Annotated in this window: 13 protein-coding genes; 6 read left to right on the forward strand and 7 right to left on the reverse strand. The window is 38.2% G+C overall.

Features of this window, described 5'->3' with window-relative positions:
* Window positions 1–426: 426 nt before the first annotated feature.
* Window positions 427–870 (reverse strand): flavodoxin domain-containing protein, encoded by a 444-nt coding sequence (locus tag AC3KVK_RS00005; RefSeq protein ID WP_490311278.1) that lies wholly within the window; start codon window positions 868–870, stop codon window positions 427–429.
* 575 nt (window positions 871–1445) lie between these two features.
* On the opposite strand from AC3KVK_RS00005, the gene AC3KVK_RS00010 reads away from it, so the two are divergent.
* Window positions 1446–1706 (forward strand): hypothetical protein, encoded by a 261-nt coding sequence (locus tag AC3KVK_RS00010; protein WP_490311277.1) that lies wholly within the window; start codon window positions 1446–1448, stop codon window positions 1704–1706.
* A gap of 28 nt (window positions 1707–1734) precedes the next feature.
* On the opposite strand, the gene AC3KVK_RS00015 is transcribed toward AC3KVK_RS00010, so the two are convergent.
* The 6 genes from AC3KVK_RS00015 to rpmH all read right to left on the reverse strand — a co-directional run bounded on the left by AC3KVK_RS00015 (window position 1735) and on the right by rpmH (window position 6756).
* Window positions 1735–2529: an isocitrate lyase/PEP mutase family protein gene (locus AC3KVK_RS00015; RefSeq protein ID WP_490311276.1), complete on the reverse strand. Its 795-nt coding sequence runs from the start codon at window positions 2527–2529 to the stop codon at window positions 1735–1737.
* 130 nt (window positions 2530–2659) lie between these two features.
* Window positions 2660–4024 carry a tRNA uridine-5-carboxymethylaminomethyl(34) synthesis GTPase MnmE gene (gene mnmE / locus AC3KVK_RS00020; RefSeq protein WP_490311275.1) on the reverse strand — a complete coding sequence of 455 codons (1365 nt, stop codon included), beginning with the start codon at window positions 4022–4024 and terminating at the stop codon, window positions 2660–2662.
* Window positions 4025–4146: 122 nt separating this feature from the next.
* On the reverse strand, window positions 4147–5787 hold the full coding sequence (yidC, locus tag AC3KVK_RS00025; protein ID WP_490311274.1) for a membrane protein insertase YidC: 1641 nt from the start codon (window positions 5785–5787) through the stop codon (window positions 4147–4149).
* Between the two features lie 8 nt (window positions 5788–5795).
* Window positions 5796–6062: a membrane protein insertion efficiency factor YidD gene (gene yidD / locus AC3KVK_RS00030; protein WP_490311273.1), complete on the reverse strand. Its 267-nt coding sequence runs from the start codon at window positions 6060–6062 to the stop codon at window positions 5796–5798.
* Between the two features lie 147 nt (window positions 6063–6209).
* The gene (rnpA, locus tag AC3KVK_RS00035) at window positions 6210–6617 is read right to left on the reverse strand and encodes a ribonuclease P protein component (RefSeq protein ID WP_490311272.1); all 408 of its coding nucleotides are present in this window, start codon (window positions 6615–6617) and stop codon (window positions 6210–6212) included.
* Window positions 6618–6621: 4 nt separating this feature from the next.
* A complete protein-coding gene (gene rpmH / locus AC3KVK_RS00040; RefSeq protein ID WP_086745808.1) occupies window positions 6622–6756 on the reverse strand; it encodes a 50S ribosomal protein L34 in 135 nt (44 codons plus the stop codon).
* 506 nt (window positions 6757–7262) lie between these two features.
* On the opposite strand from rpmH, the gene dnaA reads away from it, so the two are divergent.
* The 5 genes from dnaA to glyQ all read left to right on the forward strand — a co-directional run bounded on the left by dnaA (window position 7263) and on the right by glyQ (window position 14332).
* The gene (dnaA, locus tag AC3KVK_RS00045) at window positions 7263–8642 is read left to right on the forward strand and encodes a chromosomal replication initiator protein DnaA (RefSeq protein ID WP_490311271.1); all 1380 of its coding nucleotides are present in this window, start codon (window positions 7263–7265) and stop codon (window positions 8640–8642) included.
* Between the two features lie 13 nt (window positions 8643–8655).
* Complete coding sequence (gene dnaN / locus AC3KVK_RS00050; RefSeq protein ID WP_490311270.1) at window positions 8656–9759, forward strand: DNA polymerase III subunit beta; 1104 nt, start codon at window positions 8656–8658, stop codon at window positions 9757–9759.
* A 3-nt stretch (window positions 9760–9762) separates the two neighbouring features.
* A complete protein-coding gene (gene recF / locus AC3KVK_RS00055; protein ID WP_490311269.1) occupies window positions 9763–10857 on the forward strand; it encodes a DNA replication/repair protein RecF in 1095 nt (364 codons plus the stop codon).
* A 12-nt stretch (window positions 10858–10869) separates the two neighbouring features.
* Window positions 10870–13287, forward strand: a complete 2418-nt coding sequence (gene gyrB / locus AC3KVK_RS00060) for a DNA topoisomerase (ATP-hydrolyzing) subunit B (RefSeq protein ID WP_490311268.1) — start codon at window positions 10870–10872, stop codon at window positions 13285–13287.
* A gap of 145 nt (window positions 13288–13432) precedes the next feature.
* A complete protein-coding gene (glyQ, locus tag AC3KVK_RS00065) occupies window positions 13433–14332 on the forward strand; it encodes a glycine--tRNA ligase subunit alpha (RefSeq protein WP_490311267.1) in 900 nt (299 codons plus the stop codon).
* Window positions 14333–14340 lie beyond the last annotated feature (8 nt).

Raw genomic sequence — 14340 nt, forward strand, 5'->3', positions numbered from 1 at the left:
CTATCAGATCCTATTACAAAGTGTCAGCAAATTACGAAAGGGAGCGTATTCTACCTATAAATTTACAGAAGGGAAATGGTTAAATTTTACGCAGGATCTAAAGAAAAGATCTTATATAAAATAAAGGATCTTTTAGAGAGATCTTATTAGATCTTACTACTAGTGATCGCCATTTCTGTAGATAAGTTCTAATTTTTATATTAGATCATAGAGTTAAAGTAGATCTTATCTTGTTAATATGATCGGATCATCCGCTACATAAGCTCTGTTTAAATAGCTCTTTTATACACAGGCCGATCGGGTGATTTTTTTATCCAGTGGATAGTGCATGTTAAAAATGCAGGATAATCAGTGTTTATTCACAATCAGATCTAAAAATCGGATATATTGTGGATAAGCTATATAAAACGATCATTTCATTCATTGCTACTTAAAAGCCTCTAACCAGCCTGGCAACCATGCTAAAGCTGCATCTTCAGGCAATAATTCATCAAGAACATTGATTTCCAGTCTTTGCCCAATGCGTGTGGCGCCATGTTGTTGCAATAATTCATCGATTTTTATAGCTGCATGGTTAAAGGTATCGTAACTTCGATCTCCTAAACCGATCACACCGTATTGAAGACCTTCTAAGGATCCTCTTTCATTTAGTGATGCTGCAAATGCTTGTATATTATCTGGTAAATCACCTGCACCATGGGTGGATGTGCAAATTAACCATATAGCATCTTCATGGGGGATCGCTTCAGGCTCAGGAAATTCATGTAATTGATTACTTAAATTTTCTGCATTAAGTGTTTGGTGGATCTGATCGGCTGTGTATTCTGCCGATCCCATTTGACTACCAACTATTACATGGATCGTTTTCATTATTATCTAACTTACGTGCTAATAGGGTGATCATAAACAATTTCGCTTTTAAACAGAAGATCTTCTGTGGGTATTAATAACTTAGTTTTGTTGTTTATATGTACTATTTGTGATCGGTGTAATTTAACTTGTTGATTTATAATTTAATTTTTATTTTTGGTGTTATCAGCTTACTTGATCAACTTGTGAATAAAGGTGGGGAAAGATCTGATTAAAGTGTCATTAAATTGATAATAACTAAGTTATTACTGCTTATCGCTACGTGGATTTTACTTATTATTGAAATATGTACGGCTGAAAATGACTTCAATCATGCTGATTAATTATGTTGTGGATAGATCTGATCGCATTAGCTTAATTAGATCTATTTATTCATGCTGTTTTTAGATCTAAAAAATTGTGATGTAGATCTAAATGATATAAATAAAAGTTTAACTATCGCCATATTTTGCTTTCGCAGATGTGATGAGGGCGTTTTTAACGCTGATTTTTATTGATTAAAAAAGAAGAAAACGTTTATTTATTTCTTTATTCTTACATAATGAGCAAATGTAGTGTTGATATTGAGGTTTTGTATGAATGTGATCTTTCATCGGATCAAGGAAGGGGAGTTTATTCGTCTAGTTGAAGCTCGTGGAATTGATGATCTCTTCATTCAAGAGTCACAATTAACGCCCAATAAGTATCACTTACTAGGCATTAATACGCAAACAAAAATTGGCTATGTTGTCAGACATGGCCGCATTGATACTATGAGAGAATGGCGTTTAGATATATTAGCAGCGTTAATTAAGCGGTTAGGGTTTACTCGTTTTAACGTCAAAATGAATCCATAAACACTCGATTATTGTTGATTCTAGTGTATTAAATGAACGTAACATTTATATCTTGATGATCAAACATTGTTGTAAGATCGTTTTCTTTATAGATTAAATTGGCTATTTGATGAATAAATGAGATTGTAGCATCAGATAACCCATTACCAATCGACACTCTATTTATGCCTAACAATGTCGCTTTTTGGTAATCTAGTAAGCCTTTTTGGGCCATTAAATTGACAGGAATAGAGATGGATTGAGTGACTCTTTTTATCAATTTGTCATCATTTAGACCCGGAAGAAATATCCCATCAGCTCCAGATAATTGATATGTTGTGATACGTTTTATAGCATCATCGATATTAAAATTACCCTCTAAAAACACATCTGAGCGGGCATTAATGAAGAACTCTGAGTATCCTTCATTTTTTAAGACATGTTTTAATTTAGATAAAATCTCTGCTTGATCATCCATTGTACGCAAAGGCTTACGCCGTTTAGATGAGTCTTCAATATTAATCCCAACAGCTCCTAAGCGTGCTATTTGTAATACATGCTCGCAAATTTCTGCATGATCATCGCTGTATCCTGATTCTATATCGACAGTCACTGGTACTGATACAGCCTTTATAATAGCGCTAGTTTGCTTTAAGAAGGTTTCAAAATCGCATTTTTCGGCATCGTTTTGACCTCGTGCATTGGCCATTCCACAGCTAGTTGTCCCCAATGCTTTAAATCCAACATGTTCAAGTATTATGGCTGAAAGAGGGTCCCAAGCATTGGGTAAAATTAATGGTTTTTCATCTAAGTGAAGGTTTTTAAAGAATGTATAGTGATTCATTTGAATACCTAGTTTTAAAAAACAGTCACTATACTGAGTTGGGTTTTATCAGGCTGGCCATTTACGGCAGTGAAGGGATTGTGTGATGGAAAAGAAAAAGGCGCTTAACGCGCCTTGATATACATGATGATTACTTACCGATACAGAACGAGCTAAATATTTTCCCTAAAAGATCATCGGAGCTAAACTCACCGGTAATTTCATTGAGATACTGCTGAGTAAGTCGAAGCTCTTCCGCTAAAATTTCACCTGCAATATGCATTTCTAATTGATCTCGACCTGTATGAAGGTGATGAGCTGCTTTGTTAAGTGCCTCTAAATGTCGACGCCTTGCCATAAAACCGCCTTCAGTGGCTCCTTGATAGCCCATACATTCTTTAAGGTGCTCTTTAACAAGTTCGATACCTTGGTTGTTTTTAGCGCTTAAACTGATCACTGGGTGGTGATGTTGCTGCTGAATGCCGACTTGCTCGCCGGATAAATCAATTTTATTCCTGATCACCGTAATACCTAAATTATCGGGTAGCTTATCAACAAAATCAGGCCAAATAGCAGCAGGATCTGTTTCATTGCTTTGTGTACCATCAAGCATAAACAGGACGCGATCTGCTTGTTTTATTTCATCCCAGGCACGTTCTATTCCTATTTGCTCAACAACATCAGGGCTATCTCGTAAGCCTGCAGTATCGATAATATGAAGCGGCATACCGTCAATGTGAATATGCTCTCTGAGCACATCTCGAGTTGTCCCTGCTATGTCAGTGACAATCGCTGCATCACGTCCAGCAAGTGCATTCAATAAGCTAGATTTACCTGCATTTGGTCGTCCAGCAATTACGACTCTCATTCCTTCTCGAATGATACTGCCTTGTTTTGCTTGGTTTGTGACTTCAGTCAGCTGTGAAATGATGGCATTTAAATCACCAGATACTTTACCATCGGATAAAAAGTCGATTTCTTCATCCGGAAAATCAATGGCTGCTTCGACATACATCCGTAGATGAATCACTTGTTCTACAAGGGTATCGATATGTTTTGAAAATTCACCCTGTAACGAATGCAGGGCACTTTTTGCTGCTTGTTCTGAGGTTGCATTGATTAAGTCGGCAATCGCTTCTGCTTGGGTTAAATCGAGCTTATCATTCATAAATGCACGTTCACTAAACTCACCGGGTTTGGCGAGGCGAACGTCGTTTATTTTACAGATTTCTTTGAGTAACATGTCTAGCACAATAGGGCCTCCATGGCCTTGAAGCTCTAAAACATCTTCACCTGTAAATGAGTTGGGTCCTTCGAAAAACAATGCGATGCCTTGATCAAGTTCCTCGCCTGACAATGCTTTGAATGGGACATATTCTGCATAACGAGTTTTTGGACATTTTCCGAGTAACTTTTCTGCAACTTGACGTGCTAATTTACCTGAGACGCGAATAATTCCAACACCACCTCGGCCTGGGGCGGTTGCTTGTGCTGCGATTGTTTCTTGATTGATCATGATGTTATTTCAAATAAGGACATGGCTTTTATTGTATAACAAAGCATTTAACGCTGCTATTAAGTCACACTATAGGCATAAAAAAAGGCGACATAATCGTCGCCTTTTTAATAAGTGAGTCTTTAACCTCTCACTTTGATACCTTTTTTCTCCATGCCACGGTAGATGATAAGCATCTGAGCAATAGAGATAAGGTTTGATACTAGCCAGTAAAGTACGAGACCTGATGGGAACCATAAGAAGAAGACAGAAAAGATAACCGGCATATAGGTCATCATTTTTTGCTGCATCGGATCCGTGACAGTCATTGGCTGTAATTTCTGCGTTAAGAACATACTGGCACCAAATAAAATTGGTAAAATGTAGTATGGGTCTTTTGCAGATAAGTCCATTAACCATAAACCAAATTCAGCATGGCGCAATTCAACTGATTCAAGGAATACGTAGAATAAGGCTAAGAAAATAGGCATTTGTAGCAAGAGAGGGAAACAGCCACCCATAGGGTTAACTTTCTCTTTGCGGTACATTTCCATCATTGCTTGACCAAACTTTTGTTTGTCATCGCCATGTTTTTCTTTTAAGGCCATAATTTTTGGTTGTAAATTACGCATTTTTGCCATTGAGGTGTATTGCGCTTTGGTCAGCGGATACAACAGTGTTTTCACTATGATAGTGATAGCAATAATAGCTAGACCCCAGTTACCTAGTAGTGCGTAAAGCCATTTTAGTAATGCAAAAAGAGGCTGACTGATAAACCATAACCAACCGTAATCAACGGTTAGATCTAAGTCATCATGCAATGCTTTTAATGCTTCTTGATCTTTTGGACCGACATAAAAAGTTGCGCTTAATTGCTGCTGCTGCTGGCCTGCTGCTATCGTTGTTACCGGACCTTTTACACCCATAATGGCTGAGTTGTCAGAAAGCTTACGACTATAAATATTGTTTTGTTCGTCTTGCTTCGGCACCCAAGCACTGACAAAGTAATGTTGAATGAATGAAACATAGCCGCCAGCAGTATCGATGCTAATATTTTTTTCTTCGATATCAGAAAATGAATACTTTTCGTAAGGCTTTTCAAATGCACCGTATGCAAAACCCAGGTAGCTTTGATCAATCATGCTGCCTTTATCTTGTATCGTGCGTTTGATCTGGCTAAATAACTGCACATTTGCGTTATTAGCAGTGCTGTTGTTGATTGTATATTCAACTTTTACCGCATAGTTACCAGCTTTAAATACATATGTTTTAACAAACTCGATACCTTTTGCATCAACATATGTCAGTGGAACACGAAGTTCATCACCCGCTAAAGTGTAGCTTTGTTGCGTAGTGCTATAAATAGGACGACCATTTTGGCTTGCATCTGGGCCATCAATACCAATTAAGCCACTTTGTGAATAGTATTGATTACCCGTTAGTTCACCAAGTAGCATGAATGGTTCTTCACCATGTTGCTCAGTTGGATATTGCAGTAAATTGACTTCTACAATATCACCACCTTTAGTGTCTAACTTAACGGTCAATACATCAGTAGTCACTGAAATATAAGATTGACTTGGACGTTGAATTTGACCCGGTACAGAAGAGTCACTCGATGATGGAATGAATGTATCATCAGTTGATTGAGTGGCGTCGTTTACTTGTTTTGAAGCACTTTGTACGGCTTGAGGTTTTGGACCATAATCATTATTCCATTCTTGAAATAACAAAAACGACACTAACATTAAGCCGATAAATAAAAACGTGCGTTGAGATTCCATAACAGCTCTTATTTCTCGTATTTATGATTAATTGGATGTTTCGTTCCAGGCACAGGATCATCTCCACCTGAATGCAAAGGGTGACATTTCAATATGCGTTTTATCGATAACCAACAGCCCTTAACTAAACCATGATAGGTAATCGCTTCAATGGCGTAACTTGAGCAAGTTGGGTTAAAGCGACAATGTGGGCCCAGTAATGGACTAATCCACTTCTGATAACCGCGAATCAAAAACAAGAATAACATTTTGGGTATTTTTGTAATGTGATACATGGTTAATGCCTACACAATAGCCTCAGTTTACAAGTGTAAAACAAATACATTTGTATGTTTTGCATCAGGCAAAACGGCATGATTAAAAGGTGAGCTAAAGATACCCTAAATGCCTTACTAATTCTATCGCTATCGCAATAGTTTGTTTTATTTAGTAGGCTTACGTGGGCGTTTTTTAAACGGCAGAGGCTTTGGTGCGCCAGGTTTGCAACGCTCATTTAGCTTTAACCAAAGTTTATTAAGCTGCTTAGTTAATAAAGCATTGTCTTGTTTATCACAGCCATCTTTGACCATTAAAACAATATCTATATTATCGAGCTTATGTTGACTTAAACGAAAACTTTCGCGAGCAAGTCGTTTAATGCGGTTACGTTGGTTAGCTTGTTTTACACGTTTTTTTGCAACGGTTAGACCTAAGCGTGGTGTATTTTCTTGATTAGGTTTTGCAAGCAGGGTGAAGTTTTCAGTGGCAGCCCGAACAGGCTCATTGAAGATTCTTGAGTAATGCGAGGGAGTTAACAGACGTAACTCCCTGCCAAAGCCAAAGCTTTCCACTATATTAAGCAGAAAGTACTTTACGGCCTTTTGCACGACGACGAGCAATTAATTTGCGGCCGTTTGTAGTTGCCATGCGAGCACGGAAACCGTGACTACGTTTGCGCTTAAGTACGCTTGGTTGAAAAGTTCTTTTCATAACATTTCTCCGATCGGTTAAAGTAAAAACATCCTATGCAGGTCGCGATCCTGGCACAGGTGCCATTGCGAGCGCGAGATGTTATAGATATGGCCTATTAAAGTCAATAACAAAAGCCATTGTTTAAGCTTAATTGATGCTTTTTATTACGTGTATAAAGAGTTGCACTTATTTGTCGGGATCAAAATGATCCTTTCTATTAACAAAGTTTTCCACAATCTTTTTGCATAAGTTGATCATAAGCTATGGAAAAGTGGATTTGATCGCATTTTTTTTGCTGGATCAGGCTGTTTATCGTGAATGGATCTTGATCAATATTAAAAATATATAAATATAAAAAACAAAAGGTTAAGTTGTTTTTGCTCACAGATCACAAATTAAAAAAAAATCAATATTGAACTTGTGGATAAACTCGATTCATAATGGCATGCTGTATTGCGTTCTCACACGCTATTTTTGGTCTATTTAGATGACCGGGAATAATGTTTTAACACTGGGAGTTAACTGTGTATCTGTCGGTTTGGCAAAGTTGTTTATATGTCCTACAAGATGAACTACCTTCACAACAATTTAGTATGTGGGTTCGTCCTCTTCAGGCGGAAAGTACCGAGGATACCTTGACTATTTATGCACCGAATCGTTTTGTACTCGACTGGGTGCGTGAAAAGTATTTAAATCGTATTAATGAATTATTAGTTGAAATCTGTGGTAATGAGACACCCACTCTTCGTTTTGATGTAGGCAGCAAACCTGTATTAAATAAACCTGTGCCTGTATCCAATGTCGAAACTCCAGTCACAAGTAATAAAACACGGACTGAAGTAACAGCACCTCAAGTTGTTGAGCCAGCAGTAAAAAATATTCATAAATCCAATATAAAAGAAACGTATACCTTTGACAGTTTTGTAGAAGGTAAATCGAATCAACTTGCTAAAGCTGCCGCTTCTCAAGTCTCAGATAACCCAGGTACAGCATTTAATCCTGTGTTTATTTATGGTGGTACAGGCCTTGGTAAGACGCATTTATTACATGCTGTTGGAAATGGCATTTTGGCTAACAAACCTAATGCAAAAATTGCCTACATGCATTCTGAGCGGTTTGTCCAAGATATGGTGCGAGCATTACAAAATAATGCGATAGAAGAATTCAAACGTTACTATCGTAGCGTTGATGCGTTATTAATTGACGACATTCAGTTTTTTGCTAATAAAGAGCGTTCTCAAGAAGAATTCTTTCATACGTTTAATGCATTGCTCGAAGGTAATCAGCAGATTATCTTAACTTCTGATCGTTATCCGAAGGAGATCGAAGGGGTTGAAGATCGACTCAAGTCTCGATTTGGGTGGGGGTTAACGATCGCAATCGAACCTCCTGAATTAGAAACGCGAGTCGCAATTTTAATGAAAAAAGCGCAGCAGAGTAAAATTAAACTACCCGAAGAAGTCGCCTTTTTTATTGCAAAAAGACTCAGATCAAATGTTCGTGAATTAGAAGGTGCGCTCAATAGAGTGATAGCAAATGCTAACTTCACTGGTCGTCCTATTACGATTGATTTTGTGAAAGAAGCCCTGCGAGATTTGTTAGCTCTGCAAGATAAATTAGTGACGATCGACAACATTCAACGCACTGTTGCTGAGTATTATCGGATCCGTGTTTCAGATCTTCTTTCTAAACGCCGTAGTCGCTCTGTCGCACGACCTCGTCAAGTCGCAATGGCATTATCTAAAGAACTCACTAATCACAGCCTTCCAGAAATAGGGGATGCATTTGGTGGGCGAGATCATACAACGGTATTGCATGCATGTCGTAAAATAAAGTCATTACGTGAAGAAACACACGAAATTAAAGAAGATTATCAAAACCTAATACGTACACTCTCATCTTAGGGTTATCTCAATTATGCAAATAACAATTCCAAGAGACCAGTTTCTTAAGCCGCTCATTCAAGTGTCGGGTGCAATAGAGCGAAAGCATACCTTACCGATACTTTCTAATGTGTTACTTGAAATAGCGGATGGTAAATTATTGATGACCGGAACCGATTTAGAAATTGAATTGGTTGCGAGCGTGGCATTAAATGACTTTGCTGAAAACACTAAGCTAACGCTGCCCGCTAAGAAATTACTCGATATTTGCAAAAGCCTTCCAGATGGCTGTGATTTAACTTTTTCAGCACAAGAAACTCAAGTTCTGCTTACAACAGGAAAAAGTCGTTTCTCTTTAACTTGTCTTCCTGCTATTGATTTTCCAAATCTTGAGGAATGGGATGGTGAAGTTGAATTTCAAATCACACGCAATGAGCTACGAAAGCTTTTAGAAAGTACTCACTTTTCAATGGCCAATCAAGATGTTCGCTATTACTTAAATGGTATGTCATTTGAGGTTGATAATTCTGAAATTAAAACGGTCGCTACAGATGGGCATCGTTTAGCTCTTTCTCAAAAGAAATTAGATTATTCTTTGAATACGCAACGTCAGCTGATTATTCCACGTAAAGGTGTTCAAGAAATTATGCGCCTCATGGTGAGTGATGACAGTTTAGTCACCATTCAATTTGGTGCGAATCATTTTAGAATTATCGATGAAGAGTTTACTTTCACAAGTAAATTAGTCGATGGCCGCTTCCCTGATTACCGACGTGTATTACCCCGAGGCGGTGACAAGGTGGTTACGGCAAATAGAGAGTGGCTGCGTAGTGCTTTTTCTCGTGTATCTATTTTATCAAATGAAAAATTTAGAGGGGTTAGACTTAACTTCTCGTCAGGTGAATTAAAAATTACCGCTAATAACCCCGAGCAAGAACAAGCCGAGGAAATTGTAGAAGTTGTTTATGATGGACCTGACTTAGAAATTGGTTTTAATGTTTCATATGTACTAGATGTACTTAATACATTAAAAACGGAAGATGTGTCGTTTACATTATCGGATTCAAATAGCAGTGCACTTGTTGAAGGTACTGGCGATAATGAAGCGATGTATGTTGTTATGCCGATGCGTTTATAATAAATGAGCCTTGAGCTACTTAGCGTTAAACATTTTCGTAATTTAATTGATTTAACTTTCAGCCCTGTAAATGGTGTTAATATCATTTACGGTGAAAATGGTAGTGGTAAAACAAGTTTACTCGAAGCGATTTATTATTTGTCACATGGTAAATCGTTTCGTACTGTAAAATTTAAAAATATTATAAACCATGAGCAGGCCCGTTTTTTAATTCATGCAAAAAAGCGTGTCGATCAATTGATTCTTCCTGTCGGAATAAGTAAAGATCAGACAGGTGGTACAGAATTAAAAATTCAAGGTAAAACCTGTCGCCGTATGGCGGAATTGGCAGAGTTAATACCAGTCCAAATTATTACCCCTGAAAGCTATTCTCTTTTTTTTGGAGGTCCTAAAGAGCGTCGAAGGTTTTTAGACTTCGGGTTGTTCCACGTGGAACATCAGTTCTTTTCTTTGTGGGTATCATTTAATAAACTGCTAAAACAACGGAATGCGTTATTAAAACAAAAGCCTAGAAACTACCATGAACAAATTAAGTATTGGGATAAAGAGTTTGTTAGACTGGCGATTGAAATAAATACACTGCGTACCGAGTATTTAGAGAGGTTTCGCAGCGTTTTTTTTGATAAAATAGCCTGTAATCTGGCTCTAGTCTCAGACTTAGAAATTAAGTTTAATAGTGGTTGGAAAACTGAGATTGATTTACAGCAGGTATTAGAACAGAGTTTTGAGCGAGATCTTCGCCAAGGGTTTACCAGCTTTGGACCTCATAAAGCTGACATTACTTTTGGAGTGAATAACACAGCAGTCGAAAACTATTTTTCGCGTGGACAGTTGAAGTTATTACTCTATGCATTAAAAGTGACGCAAAATTGTATTATTGAAGCTGAAACAGAAAAACAGTCAATTTTACTAATAGATGATTTAAGCTCTGAGTTGAGCGTTGATACACGGACTGAAGTTGGTCGGTTACTTGCCAAATGTCAGTCTCAAATATTTATCACCGCCATTGATACTGAGAGTGTATCTGCCGTGTTGGAACCTATGACAAGAAAATTAGAAATGTTCCACGTGAAACATGGCAACCTTATAACAAGTTAATTGGAATAAACCATGTCTGAAAATTACGATTCGTCGAGTATTAAAGTACTAAAAGGATTGGATGCAGTAAGAAAGCGTCCAGGTATGTACATTGGAGACACGGATGATGGTTCCGGTCTACACCACATGGTCTTCGAAGTTGTCGATAACTCAATCGATGAAGCATTAGCTGGCTATTGTGATGATATTTATATCACTATTCATACTGACGGCTCTGTGTCAGTCCGTGATAATGGCCGTGGTATCCCTACCTCTATTCATGAAGAAGAAGGGGTATCAGCAGCCGAAGTCATTATGACAGTGCTTCATGCCGGTGGTAAATTTGATGATAACTCTTATAAAGTATCGGGTGGTCTTCACGGAGTAGGCGTTTCAGTTGTAAATGCACTTTCAGAAAAATTACGCTTAACAATTCGCCGCGAAGGAAAAATTCACGAACAGACCTATACACGAGGTGAGCCAAATGCACCCCTTGCGGTCATAGGTGACTCTGAAACAACAGGAACAGAAATTCGCTTTTGGCCAAGTGGCGAAACGTTCACTAATCTAGATTTCCATTATGATATTTTAGCTAAGCGCCTACGTGAGTTGTCATTTTTGAATTCAGGAGTGAGCATCATTCTTACTGATGAGCGTGATGAGCGAAATGACCATTTTAAATATGAAGGGGGGATAAAAGCCTTCGTAGAATATTTAAATAAGAATAAAACTCCTGTACATCAGAACGTATTTCACTTTACATCAACACGTGAAGAAGATGGCATAAGTGTTGAAGTAGCAATGCAGTGGAATGATGGATTCCAAGAAGGGATCTATTGTTTTACTAATAATATTCCACAGCGTGATGGTGGTACGCATTTAGCGGGCTTCCGCGGAGCTCTAACCCGAACTTTAAACAATTATATGGATAAAGAAGGGTTTAATAAAAAAGAGAAAACCAGTGCATCCGGAGATGATGCTCGCGAAGGGTTAACAGCTGTTATATCTGTAAAAGTTCCAGATCCTAAATTTTCTTCACAAACCAAAGATAAACTGGTATCAAGTGAAGTCAAATCGGCTGTTGAACAAGCAATGGCTGAAAAGTTGAGTGAATTCTTATTAGAGCATCCAAATGAAGCAAAAATTGTTGTAACTAAAATTGTAGATGCAGCAAGAGCTCGAGAAGCCGCTCGTCGTGCACGTGACATGACTCGTCGAAAAGGAGCGATGGATTTAGCAGGTTTACCAGGTAAACTCGCTGACTGCCAAGAAAAAGATCCTGCACTATCTGAACTATACATAGTGGAAGGGGACTCGGCCGGTGGCTCTGCCAAACAAGGCCGAAATCGTAAAAACCAAGCTATTTTGCCTCTTAAAGGTAAAATATTGAATGTTGAAAAAGCGCGCTTTGATAAAATGCTGTCCTCTCAAGAGGTTGCTACGCTGATTACGGCTTTAGGTTGTGGAATAGGGCGTGATGAATACAAACCAGAAAAGCTGCGTTATCACAGTATTATTATCATGACCGATGCGGATGTTGATGGTTCTCATATCCGAACATTGTTGCTAACTTTCTTCTATCGTCAAATGCCTGAAATCGTTGAAAGAGGATATATTTATATTGCACAGCCGCCTTTATATAAAGTGAAAAAAGGTAAGCAAGAGCGTTATATCAAAGATGATCCAGCATTAACGGAATATCTAACAACGTTGGCATTAGAAGGTAGCTCTCTATATGTAAACGAACAAGCTCCAGCAATTAACGGTGTTGCTTTAGAAAATATTGTGAAAGACTATCAAGCGACAGAAGCTATTATCGCTCGTTTAAAAAGAAAATATCCTGAGTCAATTTTAGATGAATTAATCTATCAACCTGGATTGGATGAATCAGACTTAAAAGATGCTGATAAAGTGAGAGCTTGGACGCAGCACTTAGTTGATGCACTCGTGCGTGATGATGTCGATGCGACATTATTTAAAGCAAATGCTCATTTTGATGCAGAGCGTAATATCACCTTGCCAGTCATCACTATTCGTCAACATGGTATTGATAAAGATCACTTATTAAACTTAGATTTCTTAGCTTCAACAGATTATAAGAAAATCAAGAAAACGGGTGAGTTAATGTCTAACTTGATTGAAGAAGGGGGCTACATTCAACGTGGTGAAAAAACCCAACAGGTTTCAAACTTTGTTGAAGCTCTGGATTGGTTAATCGCCGAATCCAAGCGAGGACTTTATATCCAGCGTTATAAAGGATTGGGCGAAATGAACCCTAGCCAATTATGGGAAACGACAATGGATCCAAGTGCTCGCCGTATGTTGCAAGTAACCATTGAAGATGCGATTGCCGCAGATCAGCTTTTTGCGACATTAATGGGTGACCAAGTTGAACCTCGTCGTGAATTCATTGAGAAGAACGCATTACGGGTTGTTAATCTTGATGTGTAAACATTAAAAAATAATTTAAAAAAGGAGACGTTTAGTCTCCTTTTTTATTTTTGTATCTTAAATAAACTGCTTAAAACAAGTCTCATCACAGGTTATACTGGTACTAATTTCTAGCTGTCAAAAGCAATAAAAGACAAAACAAATCATGCAAAAATACGATACTAAGACCTTTCAAGGTTTAATCTTGGCATTACAAGATTATTGGGCACAGCAAGGCTGTGTTATAGCACAACCACTGGATATGGAAGTAGGTGCAGGAACTTTTCACCCTTTAACATTTCTTAAATCAATTGGCCCAGAGCCAATGTCGAGCGCGTACGTTCAACCATGTCGCCGACCTACGGACGGCAGGTATGGTGAAAATCCAAACCGCTTACAACATTACTACCAATTCCAAGTAGTACTTAAACCATCGCCAGATAATATTCAAGAACTATACTTAGGCTCACTAGCTGCTATGGGGATTGATACATTAACAGACGAAGTTCGTTTTGTAGAAGATAACTGGGAATCACCAACATTAGGTGCATGGGGCCTTGGTTGGGAGATTTGGTTAAACGGAATGGAAGTGACGCAGTTTACTTATTTTCAGCAAGTGGGTGGGTTAGAGTGCTCTCCTGTAACAGGTGAAATCACTTATGGTTTAGAGCGCCTTGCGATGTATATACAAGGTGTGGATAGTATCTATGATTTAGTCTGGGCTGATGGTCCTATGGGTAAAGTGACGTATGGTGATGTATTCCACCAAAATGAAGTTGAGCAATCCACGTATAACTTTGAGCATGCTGATGTGTCTGCTTTATTTACTCAGTTTGATCAGTGTGAGAAAGAAAGCCAAAAATTAATAGAAGCGGACTTACCATTACCAGCTTATGAGCAAGTGATGAAAGCTTCACATGCGTTTAACTTGTTAGATGCACGTCATGCTATTTCTGTTACAGAACGTCAACGTTATATTCTTAGAGTCAGAGCATTATCTAAAGCGTGTGCGCAGAGTTATTATGAAGCACGAGAAGCGCTTGGTTTCCCATTGTGTAAGAAGTAAGGTATCGA

The organism is Pseudoalteromonas sp. J2K-J979 (assembly GCF_058169715.2).

Excerpts from the sequence above, each read along its gene's own strand:
- AC3KVK_RS00005 (WP_490311278.1), bottom strand. The coding sequence starts at position 870 with ATGAAAACGATCCATGTAATAGTTGGTAGTCAAATGGGATCGGCAGAA.
- AC3KVK_RS00010 (WP_490311277.1), top strand. The coding sequence starts at position 1,446 with ATGAATGTGATCTTTCATCGGATCAAGGAAGGGGAGTTTATTCGTCTA.
- AC3KVK_RS00015 (WP_490311276.1), bottom strand. The coding sequence starts at position 2,529 with ATGAATCACTATACATTCTTTAAAAACCTTCACTTAGATGAAAAACCA.
- mnmE (WP_490311275.1), bottom strand. The coding sequence starts at position 4,024 with ATGATCAATCAAGAAACAATCGCAGCACAAGCAACCGCCCCAGGCCGA.
- yidC (WP_490311274.1), bottom strand. The coding sequence starts at position 5,787 with ATGGAATCTCAACGCACGTTTTTATTTATCGGCTTAATGTTAGTGTCG.
- yidD (WP_490311273.1), bottom strand. The coding sequence starts at position 6,062 with ATGTATCACATTACAAAAATACCCAAAATGTTATTCTTGTTTTTGATT.
- rpmH (WP_086745808.1), bottom strand. The coding sequence starts at position 6,756 with ATGAAAAGAACTTTTCAACCAAGCGTACTTAAGCGCAAACGTAGTCAC.
- dnaN (WP_490311270.1), top strand. The coding sequence starts at position 8,656 with ATGCAAATAACAATTCCAAGAGACCAGTTTCTTAAGCCGCTCATTCAA.
- recF (WP_490311269.1), top strand. The coding sequence starts at position 9,763 with ATGAGCCTTGAGCTACTTAGCGTTAAACATTTTCGTAATTTAATTGAT.
- gyrB (WP_490311268.1), top strand. The coding sequence starts at position 10,870 with ATGTCTGAAAATTACGATTCGTCGAGTATTAAAGTACTAAAAGGATTG.
- glyQ (WP_490311267.1), top strand. The coding sequence starts at position 13,433 with ATGCAAAAATACGATACTAAGACCTTTCAAGGTTTAATCTTGGCATTA.